Below are 18,878 nucleotides of genomic sequence, written 5' to 3'. Positions count from 1 at the left end.
ACGTATCATGCGCAGCCGCCTGTTCCAGATCGTTTCCTGCCTGCTGCTCGGCGCCGCCTCCACCAGCGCGGCACAGGCCACCGACCTTACCCAGCAACGCCAGTACTATGACGAAGCCAAACGTGCGCTCGCCAAGGGTGACAAAGGCCCGTACCTGCGCAACATCCAGGCCCTGAGCGATTACCCGCTGACCCCCTACCTGGCCTATGACGAACTCACCGCGCGGCTGAAATCGGCCAGCAACATCGAGATCGAAGCCTTCCTCAAGGCGCACGGCGACCTGCCCCAGGCCAACTGGATGAAACTGCGCTGGTTGCGCTGGCTGGCCGAGCGTGGCGAGTGGGACACCTTCGCCCGCTACTACGACCCCAAGCTCAACTTCACCGAACTCGATTGCCTCAACGGCCAGTACCAACTGAGCCACGGCAAGCACGCCGAAGGCCTGGCCAGTGCCGAAAAGCTCTGGCACACCGGAAAATCCCAGCCTGCCGCCTGCGACACGCTGTTCGGCATGTGGGCCGCCGAAGGCCAGCTGACCGAAGCGCGCCGTTGGGAGCGCCTGAAGCTGGCCGCACAAACCCGCAACTACGCCTTGGCCAACAGCCTGGTCAAGACCCTGCCGACCCTCGCCAGCCAGGGCCAGTTGCTGATCGATGTGGCGCAAAAGCCCGAGATGCTCAACCAGCCGTCGCGCTTCGCACCGGCCAGCGAGGCGATGTCCGACGTGGTCAGCCTGGGCCTGCGTCGCCTGGCGCGACAGGACCCGGAACGGGCCATGTCGATGCTCGACGACTACGCCCAGCGCATGCACTTTTCCGTCGATGAAAAAGTCGCCATCGCCCGCGAAATCGGCCTGACCCTGGCGCGCCGCTACGACCCGCGCGCCCTCGACCTGATGACCCGCTACGACCCTGAACTGCGCGATGACACCGTCAGCGAATGGCGCCTGCGCCTGCTGCTGCGCCTGGGCCGCTGGCAAGAGGCCTACGATCTGACACGCCGCCTGCCGCCAGCACTCGCCAGCAGCAACCGCTGGCGTTACTGGCAGGCGCGCAGCCTGGAACTGGCCAAGCCGAACGACCCACAAGTGCCGCTGCTGTACAAGGCCGTGGCCCGTGAGCGCGACTTTTACGGTTTTCTCGCCGCTGACCGTGCGCAAACGCCCTACCAGCTCAACAACAAGCCGCTGGTGCTGAGCCAGGCCCTGGTCAACAAGGTGCGCAACACCCCAGGCGTGCGCCGCGCCCTGGAATTCCATGCCCGTGGGCAGATCGTCGATGGCCGCCGCGAGTGGTACTACGTCAGCCGCCACTTCAGCCGCGACGAAATGGTCGCCCAGGCGCGCCTGGCCTACGAGTTGCGCTGGTACTTCCCGGCCATCCGCACCATCAGCCAGGCACAGTACTGGGACGACCTGGACATCCGCTTCCCCATGGCCCACCGCGACACCCTGGTGCGCGAAGCCAATGTGCGCGGCCTGCATTCGAGCTGGGTATTCGCCATCACCCGCCAGGAAAGTGCGTTCATGGACGATGCCCGCTCTGGCGTTGGCGCCAGTGGCCTGATGCAGCTGATGCCGGCCACCGCTAAGGAAACCGCACGCAAGTTCAGCATCCCATTGGCCTCGCCGGCGCAGGTGCTCAACCCCGACACCAACATCCAGCTCGGCGCCGCTTACCTGAGCCAGGTGCACAGCCAGTTCAACGGCAACCGCGTGCTGGCATCGGCCGCCTACAACGCCGGCCCCGGCCGCGTACGGCAATGGCTGCGCGGCGCCAAGCACCTGAGCTTCGACGTCTGGGTGGAGTCGATTCCGTTCGACGAAACCCGCCAGTACGTGCAGAACGTGCTGTCTTACTCGGTGATCTACGGGCAGAAGCTCAACTCCCCGCAGCCGCTGGTGGACTGGCACGAGCGTTACTTCGACGACATGTAGGCCGTCGTGCGGCGTGGCTGAAACGGCACGCCGCCCTGGCTCGGGCAGCCATTGCCCGTGACGCTCAGCCGACGTGATGCTTCAGCAGCGCTGGGTCGGGGCAGGAGCGGACTGCGGTGGGCAGGCTCCTGCGGTGGACCGGTTCCTGCGGCCTTTTGTCTGTGCGATCGCTTGGAAAAACGCCGTCCGGGTACAAGCGAGCGGTGCGCCGGCGCGCTCAGGCGCGGTGGGCCGCAGAGGGCGAACAGCGTTGCCCCGTTAACCCGCCGTTAATCACCCACCGCCAGGCTACGCGCTCCTTCACCGTCGCCAAGGCACCCAGATGCGCGTTTTCCTGCTCCTCGCGAGCCTGCTGCTGAGCACTGTGCTCAGCGCCAATCCCTTCGCCAGCAAGCCGGACTTTCTCCCGGTGGAACAGGCGTTCCGGGTCAGCCATGAGCGCCTGCCCGATGGCCAACTGCTGGTCGACGTGCAGATTCAACCGGGCTACTACCTGTACCAGAAGCGCCTGAAATTCGACGGCCTTACGCCCGCTCAGTACCCTGTGCTGCCCCCCGCACTGAACCATCACGATGCGTTCTTCGGTGACAGCGCCATCTACCGCGAGCAACTGGAACTGCGCATTCCCGCCGAGGCGCGCGGCACCCTGCGCCTGGGCTGGCAGGGCTGCGCCGATGCCGGCCTGTGCTATCCGCCACAGACCACGGTGATTGCGCTGGGCGAGGCAACCGCAAGCACGTCGTCTGGCGCATCCAGCGCAGCGCCGGCGGCACAAGCGCCAGACCAGGCCTTGGCGACAGGCCTGCTGGATGGCTCGCTGGCCTGGAGCCTGCTGGCCTTCTTCGGCCTTGGCCTGCTGCTGGCCTTTACCCCCTGTTCACTGCCGATGCTGCCGATCCTCGCAGGCCTGGTGCTGGGCAACGGCGCCAGTGCCCGGCGCGGCTGGCTGCTGGCCGGCAGCTACGTGTTGAGCATGGCGTTGGTGTACGCCGCCTTGGGTGTGCTGGCAGCCTCGCTCGGCGCCAGCCTGCAGGCCTGGCTGCAACAACCGTGGTTGCTGGGCGCACTCGCAGCGCTGTTCGTGCTGCTGGCCTTGCCGATGTTCGGCGCCTTCGAGCTGCAGTTGCCTGCTGCGCTGCGCGAGCGCCTGGATCGCGCTGGCCGAGGCACCCAGGGCGGCAACCTGTGTGGCGCCGCGTTGCTCGGGGCGTTGTCCGGGCTGCTGCTGGGCCCGTGCATGACCGCGCCACTGGCCGGTGCGCTGCTGTACATCGCGCAGAGCGGCGACGTGCTGCAGGGCGGCCTGGTGCTGTTCAGCCTGGGCCTGGGCATGGGCGTGCCGCTGCTGTTGCTGGTGACCTTGGGTAACCGCTTCCTGCCACAGCCTGGCGCGTGGATGGACCGGGTCAAGGGCGTGTTCGGGTTCGTTTTCCTGGCCATGGCTCTGTACCTGCTGCGCAACCTGCTACCGCCGGCGTTGGTGCTGGGGCTCGCTGGCAGCTGGCTGCTGGCGCTGGCCTGGAACATGTGGCTGGCCCTGCGCGAGTGCCCGGCGCTGCGCGTACTGCCGATGCTGGCGGGTCTATGGGGCGGTTTGATGCTGATCGGTGCCGCTGCCGGCGGCGGCGATGTCTGGCAACCACTGCGACCGTTCACCGGCGGCGTGCCGGGTGCGAGCGCACAACCCGCCGCAGAACGCTTCACCACTGTGACCTCCCCAGCCGAGCTGCAACGCGCCTTGGACACTGCCAAGGCCTCCGGCCGCTGGGTGATGCTTGACTACTCGGCCGAGTGGTGCGTGTCGTGCAAGGTCATGGAACAGCAGGTGTTCAACCGCAGCGACGTTCAGGCCAGCCTCGCCGGGGTGCAGTTGATCCGCCTCGATGTCACCGCCGACTCGGCTGACAGCCGCGCCTTGCTGCAACGTTACCAAGTGCCCGGCCCGCCCACCCTGCTGTGGCTCGGCCCGGACGGTGAAGAACGCCGCGCCCGGCGCATCACCGGAGAAATCGATGCGCCCGCCCTGCTCGAGCACTGGGCCCTGACCCGGAGCCAAGGCTGATGCTCACCGTGACCTTAGGCCCCCTGACCATGGCCCTCAACCACCTGGTGCTGCTCGCCGCGCTGGGCGTGGCGAGCCTGGTCGGCTGGGCCGTGGCCCGGCGCGGCGGGGAGAACCCGGAATCGGCGCTGTTCAACCTGTTTCTGCTCGGCGTGTTCGGCGCACGCCTGGGCTTCGTGCTGGCCTACTGGCCGATCTACCGGGATGACCTGACGCAGATCATCGATATCCGTGACGGCGGTTTCCTGCCCTGGGGCGGCGTACTCGGCATCGCCCTGGGCAGCCTCTGGCAAGGCTACCGCCGCGTGGCGCTACGCCGGCCCCTGGCCTGGGCGCTGTGCAGCGGCGCACTGTTCTGGGGCCTGGCGAGCCTGGCCGGCCATCTCTACGACAAAGGCACCGAACTCCCGGCGATCAGCCTGACCGACGCCCAAGGCCAGGCCGTTGCGCTGGACAGCTACCGTGGCCGCCCGCTGGTGATCAACCTGTGGGCCACCTGGTGCCCGCCCTGCCGCCGGGAAATGCCGGTGCTGCAGCAGGCCCAGCACGATTACCCCAACGTGACCTTCCTGTTCGTCAATCAGGGCGAAACGCCGGCCAACGTCAGCACCTTCATGGGCGCTACAGGGCTGAGCCTGTCCCACGTGCTGTTCGACGCCGGCGGGCGGCTCGCCCAGCAGGTCGGCTCGATGGCCCTGCCGACCACGCTCTTCTACAGCAGCGAAGGCCGGCTGATCGGCAGCCATCTTGGCGAGCTGTCCCGTGCCAGCTTGCAACACGCCCTCCAGGCGTTCGACTCCAGCGCCCCTGCGGCGCCCGCTCAAGGAAACTGAACCCATGCGCTTGACCCTTCCCCTGACCTTCGCCCTGCTCGGCATACCGCTGGTGCAGGCCGAAGAACTGCCCGCACCGATCCAGCAGATCCAGGCCAAAGGCGCTGTCATCAAAGGCCGCTTCGACGCCCCGGACGGTCTGCGCGGCTACGCCGCCGAGTACCAGAACAATGCCCTGGCGCTGTACCTCACCGCCGATGGCAAGCACGTGCTGGTGGGCAACCTGTTCGACGCCAAGGGCCAAGACCTGAGCGCCGAGCCGCTCGACAAGCTGGTCTACGAGCCCATGAACAAGGCCATCTGGACCCAGCTGGAAAAGACCACCTGGATCGCCGACGGCAACGCCGATGCACCGCGCACGCTCTACGTGTTCAGCGACCCGAACTGCCCCTACTGCAACCTGTTCTGGGAGCAGGCACGCCCCTGGGTCGAGTCCGGCAAGGTGCAACTGCGGCACATCATGGTCGGCATCATCCGCGCCGACAGCCTGGCCAAATCCGCCGCACTGCTGGCCGCCCAGGACCCGGCCAAGGCCTTGCACACCCACGAAGCTGCCGGTAAAGGCAGCGACCTCAAACCGCTGGCGCAGATCCCTGCCGCCATCGAGCAGCAACTGGCCGGCAACATGACGCTGCTGAAGGAACTGGGCTTGCAGGCGACCCCGGCAATCTTCTTCCTTGACGAACACGGCCGCATGCAACGCCAGCAAGGCGCACCGCGCCCGGAGATGCTGGAGGCACTGTTGGGCAAGCGCTAGCGGTGGAGTTCAGGCGTGATGCCCATACGGTCACGCCTACCCGCTATGCCGCGGTGTTTACGACAGACAGCGACACCGCCCCGCTGATCGCTACGCGGTGCTGCCGGAGCATCAGCAGCGCCTGTGGTGAAGGGCCAGTGAAGGCAGCCCTGATTCAAATTGAAGGAACACGCCCTTCCGACCGCCAGGCGGAGTCGAGCGGCAGCTGGCTGGCTCGCGCATGAATCGCTGGGCCGGTGTAGCCGGCCCAGTGCCTCTGAGCAGTCGCCCCTCTCACAACGCCTCCAACTCCGCCATCAGGTCACTCAAGCGATCCACCTTGTCCTCGTCCAGCACACTGGCCTGCAACCCGCGCACGTACGTGGCCAGGGCCTCGACCGTGTTGCACTCGAACATCGCCCGCAGCGGCACGTTGAGTTGCAGTTGCTTCTGCACCCGCGAGGCGATCTGGGTGGCCAGCAGCGAATGGCCGCCCAACTCGAAGAAGTTGTCGCGCACCCCGACCCGTTCGGCCTTGAGCACATCGCTCCAGATCGCGGCCAACGCCTGCTCGAGCGCGTCGCGCGGGGCCACATGGCCTTCGCGTTGCGCCACGCCGATCTCCACGGCTGGCAGCGCCTTGCGGTCCAGCTTGCCGTTGGCATTGTGCGGCAGCTGTGCGAGCCAGGCGAAGTGCTGCGGCACCATGTACTCGGGCAGCTCGGCGCGCAGGCGTGCCTTCAAGGTCTCGAACAGCGCGCTGTCGGCCACGCTGCCAGCAGCCACCACCAGATAGCCGACCAGCTGTTTGCCAGTGGCCCCTTCCTGCACCCCCACCGCGACATCGCGCAGTTCCGGCTGCTCATGCAGGCGCGCTTCGATCTCGCCGAGTTCGATGCGATAGCCGCGAATCTTCACCTGATGGTCAATGCGCCCGACATACTCCAGCACGCCATCGACACGCCGCCGTGCCAGGTCACCGGTACGGTACAGGCGCTCACCCGGCGCGCCGTGAGGATGCGGCACGAAGGCCTGCGCCGTACGTTGCGGATCACCGACATAACCGCGCCCGACGCCGGTCCCGGCCACGCACAGCTCACCGACCGCGCCCAGGGGCACCAGCGCCTGGTCTTCGTCATAGAGGTACAGCCGGTTGTTGTCGGTGGGTGTGCCGATCGGCAGATAGCTGCCCTCGGTGGAGGCCACATCGACTCGGAAGAACGCCACATCGTCCGAGCATTCCGCCGGGCCGTAGGCGTTGACCAGGCCAATGCCGGGGTAGCGCTGCAACCACTGCCCCGCCAGCTCCGGCGGCATCGCCTCGCCGGTCGGCAACATCCAGCGCAACCCGCCCAGCGCCAAGTGCGCGTCGGCGAGCATGCCCTGGATCAGCGACGGTACGCTTTCCAGCACGCTGATGCCGGTCTCCACCACATGGGCCAGCAGGCCCTGCGGATCGTGGGCGATGGCGTTGGGGACGATCTGCACGCAGGCGCCGAACAGCGGTGCGGCAAGGAACTGCCACACGGAAATGTCGAAGCTCTGCGAGGCGGTCTGGGCGATCACGTCTTCAGCACTCAAACCCAGGTACGGCACCTTGCTCAACTGGTTGTTGAGCATGCCGCGCTGCTCGACCATCACCCCTTTGGGCAAGCCGGTGGAGCCGGAGGTGTAGATCACGTAGGCGAGGTTGTCCGGCCCACTGTAGACGCCTGGGTCATGGCTCGCCACGGCGCTGGCCTGAACGTCTTCCCAGACCAGCAGACGCGGGCGCGCAGCGCCGTCCAGCGCGGCGAGCAAGCGTTTGGCCTGCTCGGCGCACGCGGCGGTGCACACCAGCAAGGGGGTACGGCTCAGCTCGACGATCCGTTGCAGGCGCGCGCTCGGCAGGCCGGGGTCCAACGGCAGATAGCCTGCGCCGGCCTTGAAGCTGCCGACGATCATGCCCAGCAGCGGCAAGCCGCGCTCGGCCAGCAGTGCCACCGGCTGATCGATGCCCACGCCTTCGGCCAGCAAGGCATGGCCCAGGCGGTTGGCCGCAAGGTTCAGCCCGGCATAGTCGAAGCTGGCCTCCAGGCAGCGCGCCACGGTGCGCTGCGGATGGGCCGCGACCTGCGCCTCGAACAGCTGCACATAGCTGTGTTCCAGCGGGTAGTGGTGGTCAGTCTGGTTGCAGTCATGCAGCAAGAAACGCTGCTCGGCCTCACCGAGCAGCGGCAAGGCGGCGACATCGCCGTCGATGCCTGCGGCCAGTGCCAGCAACAGGCGCTTGAACTCGGCCAGCAGGCGCTCGACCGTGGGGGCGTCGAAATAGCGTTGGTCGTAGGACAGGTGCAAGCCCAGGTCATCACCGGGGTAGCACACTGCCGTCAGCGGGAAGTTGGTGTGGGTACGGCCAGAATCGGAGCGGGCGTTGAGCTGCTGGGCATGATCGAGCACCGCGCTTTGCACCGGCGCGTTCTCGAACACGAACAGGCTGTCGAACAGTGGCTGGCCCTTGGGCAGTTCGCTGCAGTCCTGAATCGCCACCAGCGGCAGGTACTCGTATTCGCGCAGCTCCAGGTTGCTGTGCAGCAAGCCGTGCAGCCACTGGCGCACGCTGCACGGCTGGCCTGCGGCCGGCAGTTGCACGCGCAGGGCCACGCTGTTGATGAACAGCCCGACGGTGTGCTGCATCTGCGGCAGGCTTACCGGCCGCCCGGCCACGGTCACCCCGAAGGCCACGTCGCGTTCGCCGCTGCAGCGCGCCAGCACCAGCGCCCAGGCCGCCTGGGCGAAGGTGTTGATGGTCAGTTGATGCGCCTGGGCCAGTTCGCGTAGCTGCAGCCCTTGCGCCGGATCGAGCCGGGTGTAGCAGTCGCCCACCACCATGCCCTCGCCGGCATGCTCATGGCGCAACGGCCGGTCGCTCGGAAGCGGCGTGGCGCGCTCGAAGCCGGCCAGGTTGCGTTGCCACCATTGCCGCGCCTCGTCCAGGTCCTGGTGCTGCAGCCAGTTGATGTAGTCGCGGTAGCGCGGTGGCGCCGGCAACTGCGCCGAGCGGCCTTCGCCGAGGGCCTGATACAGCACGAAGAAATCGTTCATCAGCAGGGATCGGCACCAGGCATCGATGAGGATGTGGTGGTTGCTCATCATGAACCAGTAGCGCGCATCCCCCACACGCACCAGGCGCAGGTGGAACGGCGGTTGCTCGAGCAGGGCGAAACCGGCCTCGCGCTCGGCCTTGTGCAGCGCTTGCAGGCGGTCTTCCTGGGCGGCGTCGTCCAGCTCGCGCCAGTCCTGATAATCCACGGCAACGGCGCCAGGCTGATGAATGATCTGCACCATCGCTTCGCCGGCGTTCCAGCTGAACGAGGCGCGCAGCGCCTCATGTCGAGCGACCACGGCCTGCCAGGCGGCGGCGAAACGCTGCGGGTCGAGCGCGCTGTGGATGCGGTAGCGGTCCTGCATGTAGTAGATGCCGGTGCCGGGTTCGAGCAGGGTGTGCAGGAGCATGCCCTCCTGCATGGGCGTCAGCGGGTAGACGTCTTCGATGTCGCGAGCCGGGACCGGCAACGCATCGATCTGCGCCTGGCTGAGGCGCGCCAGGGGGAAGTCGGAGGGAGTGAAGCCGCCGCTGCCCTCGCTCAGGCAGTGTTCAACGAGCGCCAGCAGTTCAGTGCGGTACGCCTCGGCCAGGGCACGTACCGTGGCGTCGTCGAAACGTTCGCTGCTGTAGGTCCAGCGCAATTGCAGGGCACCGCCATACACCTGGCCATCGACACTGAGCCAGTTGGGCAGCGGCGCGTCAGGATCATGGGCCAGGCCCGACGGGGCCTGCACCGGTGCGAACAGGGCCGCGTCATCGAACTGCTGATCGAACTGCCCCAGGTAGTTGAACGTGATGCGCGCCTGGGGCAAGGCAGCCATGGGCTCGCGCACGGTTTCATCGGCCAGGTAGCGCAGCACGCCATAGCCCTGGCCTTTGTGCGGAACCTGGCGCAGTTGCTCCTTGATGCGCTTGAGCGACCTACCACGGGCGGCGTCCTCAGGACCGGTTTCAGGGCTCAGACGCAGCGGGTAGGCATTGGTGAACCAGCCGACGCTGCGGGTCAGGTCGATGTCGTCGAACAGCCCATCACGGCCATGGCCCTCCAGCTGCACCAGCGCCTCGGCGCTGCCGGTCCAGGCGCACAGCGTGCGCGCCAGGGCCGTCAGCAGCAGGTCGTTGACCTGGGTGTGGTACGCCGCTGGGGCGTGTTGCAGCAGCTGCTGGGTGTGCGCGGCGGGCAGCGTGATCGCCACGCTGCGGGCATGGCGATTGAGGTTGCCACCTTGCGGGTGATCGCAGGGCAGCTCGGCCTTGACACCGCCGAGCTGATCTTGCCACCAACCCAATTCGTCGCGCAGGGAATCGCTGCCGGCGTAGTGCGCCAGCCGTGCGCTCCAGTCGCTCAGCGCGTGGGTCTTGGCCGCCAGGGCCTGGCCGCGATACAGCGCTTGCAGGTCTTCGAGCAGCACACGCCAGGACACGCCATCGACCACCAGGTGATGGATCGCCAGCAGCAGGCGCTGGGCGCCCTGTCCGTCACTCACCAGGACCCCGCGCAGCAGCGGACCGTCCGCCAGATCGAGGCTGCGCTGCACATCGGTGTACAGCGCGTCACAGTGTTCCAGGTCGGCGACTTCGGCAGTCCACAGCAAGGTGTGTGCGCCGGGCGCGGCGTGATCGGCATAGGCGGCCTGCCAGCGACCGGCTTGTGCGGTGAAGCGCAGGCGCAAGGTGTCGTGATGGGTCACCAGCGCGTTCAGCGCCTGTTGCAGCGCCTGAGCCTGTAGCGGCTGGCGCGCCTGCAGCAATACGGCCTGGTTCCAGTGCTGCGGCGCCGGTACGTCGCTGTCGAAGAACCAGTGCTGGATCGGCGTCAGGGCGCTATGGCCATGGCGCGTGCCTTGCTCGATCTGCGTGGGGGCTGCGCCCACGGTCACCACCGCGGCCAAGGTCTGGATCGACTGGTGCTGGAACAGATCGCGCGGGGTGAACTGCAAGCCCAACTGGCGCGCGCGGCTGACCACCTGGATCGACAGGATCGAGTCGCCGCCCAGCTCGAAGAAATTGTCCTGCACACCGACTTGGGGCAGGTTCAGCACCTCGCCCCAGACCTGCGCCAGGTGCGTTTCCACTTCGGTGCTGGGCGCGCGATAACGCTGCTGCGCCATCTGCAGATCCGGCGCCGGCAAGGCACGGCGGTCGAGCTTGCCGTTGCCCATCAGCGGCAGGTGTGCCAGCAGGACCAGGTGCGCGGGCACCATGTGGTCCGGCAGGTGTTGCCGGGCGTGCACCTTGAGCGCCTCGCGCAGTGCAGCCTGGGTCGCCGCGTCGGCCTCGGCCAGGGCACTGCGCACATAACCGACCAGTTGTTTGCCACCGGGCAGGTCGAGGGCCAGCACCACGGCCGCGTCCACATCAGGGTGCGCCTGCAGGCGGCTTTCGATCTCGCCCAACTCGATGCGAAAGCCACGAATCTTCACTTGCTGGTCGGCACGGCCGATGTATTCCACCTGGCCATCGGCGCGCAGGCGCACCAGGTCTCCGGTGCGGTACAGCCGGCCGCCTTGAGTGCTGAACGGGTCGGCGACGAAGCGCTCGGCGGTCAGCCCCGGGCGGTCGTGATAACCCTGGGCCAGGCCGGCCCCGCCGATGTACAGCTCGCCGATACCGCCTTGCGGTAACAGCGCCAGGTCCTCATCGAGGATGTAGCCGCTGCGCGCACCGACCATGCTGCCGATGGGCACGCTACCGGCGTCGCTCGGCAGTGTGTCAGGAGCGCGACACGCCAGTGGCATGACCACGGTTTCCGTCGGCCCATAGGCGTTGAACAGTGCGCCGGGCCGGAAGGCTTGGCGCAGACGCAGCAGGTGTTCGCCGGTCAGCGCCTCGCCGCCGGTGATCACCAGCCGCACCGGCAGGCTCTCGCCCTGCCCCAGCAGGTACTGGGCCAACTGGCTGCCGTAGCTCGGGGTGAAGCCGAGCACGCTGACCTGCTGCTCGCGAATCAGTTGGCAGATCTCTTCAGCGCCCCACTGCCCCTGGGCGCGCAGCACCACGCGGGCGCCACACAGCAACGGCACCAGCAGACGCTCGCTGGCGGCGTCGAAGTTGATCGAATAAAAGTGCAGCTCGCAATCGTCGCTGCGCATGCCAAAGGCGCGGATGACCGCCTGGCAGTGCATGGCGATCTCGCCATGGCTGACCACCACGCCCTTGGGCTGGCCGGTGGAGCCGGAGGTGTAGATCAGGTAGGCCGGATGCTGCGCCAGGCTGCGCAGGTGCGGCGCCGTGGCGGGGTAATCGGCCAGTGCCGCGCGGTCCTGCTCCAGGCTCCAGGCGTGCACGGTGCGCGGCAACTCGCCCAGGCGTTCGAGCAGCGGCTGCTGGGCGATCAGCAGCGTCAGGCGGCTGTCTTCGATCAGGTAGTGCAGGCGCTCGAGGGGGTATTCCGGATCGAGCGGCACATAGGCGCCGCCGGCCTTGAGAATCGCCAACAGACCGACCACCAGGTCGAGCGAACGCTCCAGCGCCAGGCCGACACGCACCTCAGGCCCCACGCCACGTTCACGCAAGGCGTGCGCCAGGCGGTTGGCCTGCCGATCCAGTTCGGCATAGCTCAGGTGCTGACCGGCGAAGGTCAACGCGCGTGCATCGGGTGTGCGCGCCGCCTGGGCCGCAAACAGGCCGTGCACGGTGTGGGTGAGGTCCAGCGTCGGTTCGCCGTGCAAGGCACCGATCAACGCATGCTGCTCATCGCCAGGCAACATCGGCAGCTCGCACACGCGCTGCTGCGGATCGTCCAGCAGGCCCGCCAGCAACAGCTGCAAGTGCTCGGCCATGCGTGCGATGCGTGGCGCGTCGAACAGGTCGCGGCTGTAGGTCAGGCAGCAGCCCAGGCGGCCGTCGAGGTCAGTGACTTCCAGGTACAGGTCGAACTTGGTGGCGCTGGCGTCGTTGACCAGGTAATCGACCTGCATGCCCGACAGCTCGCGGCGCTGCTGGAAGGTCCAGCGCTGCACGTTGCACATCACCTGGAACAGCGGGTTGTAGGCGCTGCTGCGCGGCGGTTGCAGGGCGTCGACCAGCTGCTCGAAGGGCAGGTCCTGGTGCGACTGGCCATCGATGATCACCTCCCGCATCTGCTCGAGCAGCGCGCTGGCGCTCATCTGCCCGTCCACCTCGCAGCGCAGCACCTGGGTGTTGAGGAAGGCGCCGATCAGGCCCTCGGATTCGGGGCGGATACGGTTGGCCACCGGGGCGCCGATGCGCAGGTCGCGCTGGCCACTGTGGCGGTGCAGCAAGGCCGCCAGGGTAGCCGTCATGGTCATGAACAGGGTCAGGCCGTGCTGGCTGTTGAAGGCGTGCACGCGCTGCACCAGCGCAGGGTCCAGGTCGAAGCGGTAGAGGCCGCCGCGATGGCTCTGCACAGCTGGCCGCGGCCGGTCGCTGGGCAGCGCCAGCACCGGGTGCTCATCGCCCAGGCGGGCTTTCCAGTAGGCCAGCTGACGCGCGCCCTCACCGCCGTCGAGCCACTGGCGATGCCACACGCTGTAGTCCAGGTACTGCACCGCCAGCGGCGGCAGCGGCGATTCACGTTCGTCGACGAAGGCTTCGTACAGCTCGCCCAGTTCGCGGGCGAAGATGTCCATGGCCCAGCCTTCGGTGACGATGTGGTGCAGGGTCAGCACGAAGTAGTGCTCGCGCTCGGCGACCTTGACCAGGCAGGCGCGCAGCAAGGGGCCGCGCTCCAGGTCAAAGGGCAGGTGTGCCTGCTCGTCGGCGAGCTGTTGCAGGGCAGGGTCGCGGCGCTGGGCGTCGAGGGCAGTGAAATCGTGCCAGCCCAATCGCAGCCCGGCGTGCTCGGCCACGCACTGCACCGGCTTGCCGTCGATGCTGGGGAAGGTCGTGCGTAGCGCTTCGTGACGCGCCAGCAGCGCATGCAGCGCGCGCTCGAAGGCGTCCACGTGCAAGGCGCCGCGCAGGCGCGCCATGCCGCCGACGTTGTAGGCCGGGCTGTCGGGTTCCATGTGCCAGAGCACCCACATGCGCTGCTGGGAATGGGACAGCGCCACCGCCTGACGGCGGTCGATGCGAGTGATCTCGCCCTGCCGATTGCGCTGGCCGCTGGCCTGCAGACGCTGGATTTCGGCGCAGAACGCGGCCAGTTCGCTGGCGTCGAACAGCGCCTTGAGCGGCAGCTCGATGTCACACGCCTGGCGGCAGCGCGAGACGATCTGGGTGGCCAGCAGCGAGTGCCCGCCGAGGGCGAAGAAATCATCCTGCAAGCCCACCTGCGCCACGCCCAGCACCTCGCTCCAGAGGTCAGCCACCTGTCGTTGCAGCGCGGTGTGCGGGGCAATGTGCTCGCGCTGCTGCCAGACCGGGGCCGGCAAGGCGCGGCGGTCGAGCTTGCCGCTCGGACCCACGGGCATTGCGGCCAGGTGCAGCAGGTGCGCCGGCACCATGTAAGCCGGCAGTTGCGCGGCCAACACGGCGAGCAGCTCGGCGGTGCGCTCGCGGCCGCTGTAGTAACCGACCAGTTGAGCGCCCACGGCGTCCTGATGAATCACCACAAGCGCCTGCTCGACCCCCGCCTGAGCCAGCAGCACTGCCTCTACTTCTTCAGGCTCGACGCGAAAGCCGCGGACTTTCACCTGCTGGTCGAGGCGGCCGAGGTATTCCAGGGCCTGCTGAGCGAGGTTCCAGCGCGCCCGGTCGCCACTGCGGTACAGGCGTTGGCCGCGGCCGTCAGGGTCTGGCAGGAAGCGTTCGGCGGTCAGCCCGGGGCGGCCCAGGTAGCCCCGGGCCAGGCCCGCGCCGCCCAGGTACAGCTCGCCGGGAATGCCGGGCGGGGTCGGTTGCAGGTCGTCATCCAATACGCGGCAGAGCACGTTGGCCAGGGGTCGGCCTATCGGTGAATGCGCCCCGTCGCTGGCCTGGCAGCGCCAGTGGGTGACGTTGATGGCGGTTTCGGTGGGGCCGTAGCGGTTGTCCAGGCGCACCTGCGGCAACACCTGCAAGGCGCGGTCGCGCAGGGCTGCCGGCAGCGCCTCACCCCCGCAGAACAGGCGCCGCAGGCTGTGGCAGCCAGCGGCGTCGGGCTCGTGCAGGAACACCTGTAGCAGCGGCGGTACGAAGTGCACGGTGGTGACCGCGAACTGCTGGATCAGGGCCGCGATGCGTTGCGGGTCACGGTGCTCGCCGGGGCCGGCGAGCACCAGCGAACAGCCACTGAGCAGCGGCCAGAAGCATTCCCACACCGACACGTCGAAGCTGACCGGGGCTTTTTGCAGCAGCACGTCGCTGCCATCCAGGGCGTACTGCGCCTGCATCCATTGCAAGCGCTCGGCCAGCGCGGCGTGGGTGTTGCCGACGCCTTTCGGGCGGCCGGTTGAACCGGAGGTGTAGATCACGTAGGCCAGGTGGTCGCCGTGCAGGTGCAGGCGCGGCGGCTGGCTTGGCCAGTTGTCCAGGTGCAGCTGATCGAGGGCGATGACGCTCACCCCCTCAGGCTGTGGCAAGCGCTCGAGCACAGTGCTGTGGCTGAGCAGCAGCCCGGCGCCGCAGTCTTCGAGCATGTAGCTCAGGCGCTCGGCCGGGTAGTCGACGTCCAGCGGCACGTAGGCGCCGCCCGCCTTGAGGATCGCCAGCAGGCCGACCAGCAGCTGCGGCGAGCGCTCCAGGGCGATGGCCACGCAGGTATCGGGCCCAACGCCCTTGTCACGCAGGTAATGCGCCAGGCGGTTGGCCTGTTGGTGCAATGCGGCATAGCTGAGGCTGCCGCCGTCCCAGCGCAGCGCAATGCGCTCGGCGCACAGCCGAGCCTGCTCGTTCAGTTGCTCGGGCACCAGGCTCAAGGGTGCTGCGACCGGGGCCTGGCCCCAGCTCAGCAGTTGCTCGCGCTCGGCAGGGCTGAGCAGTTGCACCTCGCCCACGGCCACACACGGCTCGGCGCAGACCTGTTCGAGCAAGGCCGGCAGGTGCCCGGCCAGGCGCTCGATGGTGCTGGGCTCGAACAGCGCGGCGGCGTAGTCGAACGCCAGGCTCAGGCGGCCCTGGTGGTCTTGCTCGCTGTGCAGTTGCAGGTCGAACTTGGCCTCGCGGCTGTGCCAGGGCAGTTCCTGGGCCAGCAGCCCAGGCAGCCGGCGCAGGGCCGAAAGGTCGCGTTGCTGATGGTTGAACATGACCTGGAACAGGCCCTGTTCACGGGCCTGGGGCAGCGCTTCGAGCAGTTGCTCGAAGGGTAGGTCCTGGTGCGCCTGGGCCTCCAGCGTGCTGCTGCGCACCTGTTCCAGCAGCGCGGTGAACGGCAGCCGCGCGTCCACTGCGCTGCGCAGCACCTGGGTGTTGATGAAAAAGCCCACCAGGGCCTGGGCCTCCAGCCGTGGGCGGTTGGCATTGGGCACGCCGACACGGATGTCGGCCTGCCCGGTGTAGCGGTACAGCAGCGCTTGCCAGCCGGCCAGCAGGACCATGAACAGGCTGGCCTGGTGGCTGCGCGCCAGCTCATCGAGTGCGGCGCCAAGCGCCGCCGGCACCTTGACCTGCACCCGCGCCGCGCGGCGGTCATGGCTGCTGCTGCGAGGGTGGTCGGTGGGCAGGTCGAGCACAGGCAGCGCATCGCCCAGCTGCTGTTGCCAGTAATCGAGCTGGCGCGCGGCCTCGCCGTTCGCCAACCATTGGCGCTGCCACTGCGCGTGATCGGCGTAGCCCATGGGCAATGCGGCTAGCTGCGCAGCGCTGCCGGGGGCGGCGTACAGGCGGGCGAACTCGTCGAGCAGGATGCTCAGCGACCAACCGTCGGCGACGATATGGTGCAAGGTCACCCAGAGCTGGTGCTGTTCGTCGTCCTGGCGCACCAGGGTCACGCGCAGCAACGGGCCTTGGCGCAAATCGAAAGGTTGCTGGGCCTCGATCTCGCGCTGCGTGGCGAGCTCGGCATCGCTCAGCCCGCTGAGATCGCGCTGCTGGAGGTGCAAAGGCGCAGCGCGCTGGATGTGCTGCAAGGCCTGGCCGTCGACCTCGCTGAACACGGTGCGCAGCGATTCATGGCGGTCCACCAGTGCCTGGAAGGCGGCCTCGACGGCCATGACGTCCAGCTCGCCACGCAGGCTCAACCCGGCGGGGATGTTGTACGCCGCCGAGTGCGGTTCGAGCTGCCAGAGCAGCCACAGGCGGTTTTGCGCCAGCGATTGGGGCAGCGCCTGGTCACGCGATTGCACGGTGATCGGGCTGGGCACGCGGTCACCTGTGGCCAACTGCTCGGCCACTGCAGCACTGTAGGCCGCCAGGGTGGGTGCTTCGAACAGGGTACGCAGGCTCAGGCTGACGCCCAGCTCATCGGCCACACGGGCGGTGAGCTGGGCAGCGGCGATGGAGTTGCCGCCCAGCAGCAGGAAGTGGTCGTCGGCGGCCACGGTGCCGAGCTTGAGCTGATCGCACCACAACGCGGCAATGCGTCGTTGCAGCGCGTTGTCGTTGCCCGCAGTCAGCAGGCGGTGTGGCGTTGTTTCCGGGAACCGGGCATAGCAATCGAGGCTGCCCTGGTCCATGCGCAGGCGGCAGGCCGAACGTTGCAGCTTGCCGCTGGAAGTCTTGGGCAACGCCCCTGGGTTGAGCAACAGCACCACGGCCGGTGCCTGATTGCAGGCCTCGGCAACGGTCTGGCGCAGCGCGGTGATCAACGTGTGCGCAGGCAGGGCTTTCTGCACACTGCGGCTAACCTCCACCGCCACGCCGATGCTCTCCTCGCCCCGATGCTCCACCGCAAAGACCGCCACGCGGCCTTTGCGCAGGCCTTCGACCTGACGCTCGAGGGTCTGCTCGAGGTCTTGCGGGTAGAGGTTCTGGCCGCGCACGATCAGCAGGTCTTTCAAACGCCCGCTGACGAACAGCTCGCCATCGCGCAGAAAGCCCAGGTCGCCGGTGCGCAGCCAGGTCTGGCCGTCGCGGGCGACGAACGTGCGCGCGCTGGCCTCAGGATTGCGCCAGTAGCCCAGCGCGATACTCGGCCCGGCGGCCCAGATCTCACCGACCTGATTCTCGCCAAGGGTCTGCAAGGACTGCGGCTCGACCACCTGCACGGCATGCCCCGGCTGCGCAAACCCGCAGCTCATCAGCACACTGCCCTCGCCCGCCTCGATGCGATGCGCGGCCAACGCCTGGGCATCGACCTGCAAGGCCGCAATGCCGCCCCCCCGGCGACTGCCGCTGACGAACAGCGTGGCTTCGGCCAGGCCATAGCTGGCGAAGAAACTCGACGGGTCGAAACCAGTAGTGCGCAAGCGCTCGGCGAAGCCGTCGAGGCTGTCCTGACGAATCGGCTCGGAGCCGGAATAGGCCACGCGCCAGCGGCTCAGGTCGAGGCCGGCCAGGGCGGCATCGCTGACCCGCTCGCTGCACAAGCGATAGGCGAAGTCCGGGCCGCCGCTGATGGTGCCGCCGTACTCGCTGATGGCCTGCAACCAGCGTTGCGGGCGGGCGAGGAAATAGCCGGGCGACATCAACACACAGGGCACGCCGCTGTAGATCGGTTGCAGCAGCCCGCCGATCAGGCCCATGTCGTGGTACAGCGGCAGCCAGCTGACGATCACATCGTCGGGGTTCAGGTCGATGCCGAAGCCTTGGCGGATCAGCGCTTCGTTGGCCACCAGGTTGCCGTGGCTGATCTGCACGCCCTTGGGCAAGGCGGTGGAGCCGGAGGTGTATTGCAGGAAAGCGATGTCGGTGTCGACCAGAGCCGGGGCCTGCCAGTCGGCGGCCAGGGCTGCGTCAAGCGCATCGACCGCGAGCAGAGCTGGCGCATCGGGACGCTCCAGCGCCTCCAGGCCTTGCAGGCTGTCGTGCAGGGTCTGGAGGGTCAGCAGCAGGCGCGGCTGGGCATCGTCGATGATCGAGCGTAGACGTTCCTGGTGATGCGGGCGCGAGGATTCTGGCGGGTAGGCCGGTACCGCGACAACCCCGGCATACAGGCAGCCGAAGAACGCTGCCACATAATCCGGGCCGCTGGGGAATAGCAGCACCGCACGCTCGCCGAAACCGGCGCGCGCCTGCAAGGCGGCAGCGATGGTACGGGCGCGCTGGTCGAGGTCCCGGTAGCTGAGCACGGCCTGGTCGCAGGGCTGGTCGGCGAGAAAGCGCAGGGCGATCTGCTCGGGGGTACGCGCGGCGCGTTGCGTCAGGGCCTGGACCAGCGTGAGCGGGCGTTCGAAGGCGTCCATCATGGAATGTTCCTGCCAGAGTCTGGAAAGGTCGCGCCGTGCGGACACGCTCAGGGCGCG

General features: G+C 67.9%; 5 protein-coding genes. 4 read left to right on the top strand and 1 reads right to left on the bottom strand.

What is annotated here, in order from left to right; genetic code table 11:
• Positions 1-7: 7 nt before the first annotated feature.
• The 4 genes from SJI00_RS06130 to dsbG all read left to right on the top strand — a co-directional run bounded on the left by SJI00_RS06130 (position 8) and on the right by dsbG (position 5,588).
• Positions 8-1,936, top strand: a complete 1,929-nt coding sequence (locus SJI00_RS06130; RefSeq protein ID WP_322460839.1) for a transglycosylase SLT domain-containing protein — start codon at positions 8-10, stop codon at positions 1,934-1,936.
• Positions 1,937-2,258: 322 nt separating this feature from the next.
• Positions 2,259-3,998 carry a protein-disulfide reductase DsbD gene (gene dsbD, locus SJI00_RS06125; RefSeq protein WP_322460838.1) on the top strand — a complete coding sequence of 580 codons (1,740 nt, stop codon included), beginning with the start codon at positions 2,259-2,261 and terminating at the stop codon, positions 3,996-3,998.
• A complete protein-coding gene (locus SJI00_RS06120; protein WP_322460837.1) occupies positions 3,998-4,831 on the top strand; it encodes a prolipoprotein diacylglyceryl transferase family protein in 834 nt (277 codons plus the stop codon). Before dsbD ends, SJI00_RS06120 begins: the two co-directional genes overlap by 1 nt.
• A gap of 4 nt (positions 4,832-4,835) precedes the next feature.
• On the top strand, positions 4,836-5,588 hold the full coding sequence (gene dsbG, locus SJI00_RS06115) for a thiol:disulfide interchange protein DsbG (RefSeq protein WP_322460836.1): 753 nt from the start codon (positions 4,836-4,838) through the stop codon (positions 5,586-5,588).
• A gap of 273 nt (positions 5,589-5,861) precedes the next feature.
• Here the strand turns inward: dsbG and SJI00_RS06110 are convergent, their stop codons facing one another.
• On the bottom strand, positions 5,862-18,821 hold the full coding sequence (locus SJI00_RS06110) for a non-ribosomal peptide synthase/polyketide synthase (protein ID WP_322460835.1): 12,960 nt from the start codon (positions 18,819-18,821) through the stop codon (positions 5,862-5,864).
• Positions 18,822-18,878 lie beyond the last annotated feature (57 nt).

The organism is Pseudomonas gebzensis, assembly GCF_034427815.1.
Classification (GTDB): Bacteria; Pseudomonadota; Gammaproteobacteria; order Pseudomonadales; family Pseudomonadaceae; genus Aquipseudomonas.
The sequence above is the reverse complement of the archived record's forward strand: the minus strand, read 5'-3'. Positions and strand labels throughout refer to the sequence as shown.

What these genes read in the sequence shown, in the direction of transcription:
- SJI00_RS06120 (WP_322460837.1), top strand. Translation starts at nt 3,998, where the DNA reads ATGCTCACCGTGACCTTAGGCCCCCTGACCATGGCCCTCAACCACCTG.
- dsbD (WP_322460838.1), top strand. Translation starts at nt 2,259, where the DNA reads ATGCGCGTTTTCCTGCTCCTCGCGAGCCTGCTGCTGAGCACTGTGCTC.
- SJI00_RS06130 (WP_322460839.1), top strand. Translation starts at nt 8, where the DNA reads ATGCGCAGCCGCCTGTTCCAGATCGTTTCCTGCCTGCTGCTCGGCGCC.
- SJI00_RS06110 (WP_322460835.1), bottom strand. Translation starts at nt 18,821, where the DNA reads ATGATGGACGCCTTCGAACGCCCGCTCACGCTGGTCCAGGCCCTGACG.
- dsbG (WP_322460836.1), top strand. Translation starts at nt 4,836, where the DNA reads ATGCGCTTGACCCTTCCCCTGACCTTCGCCCTGCTCGGCATACCGCTG.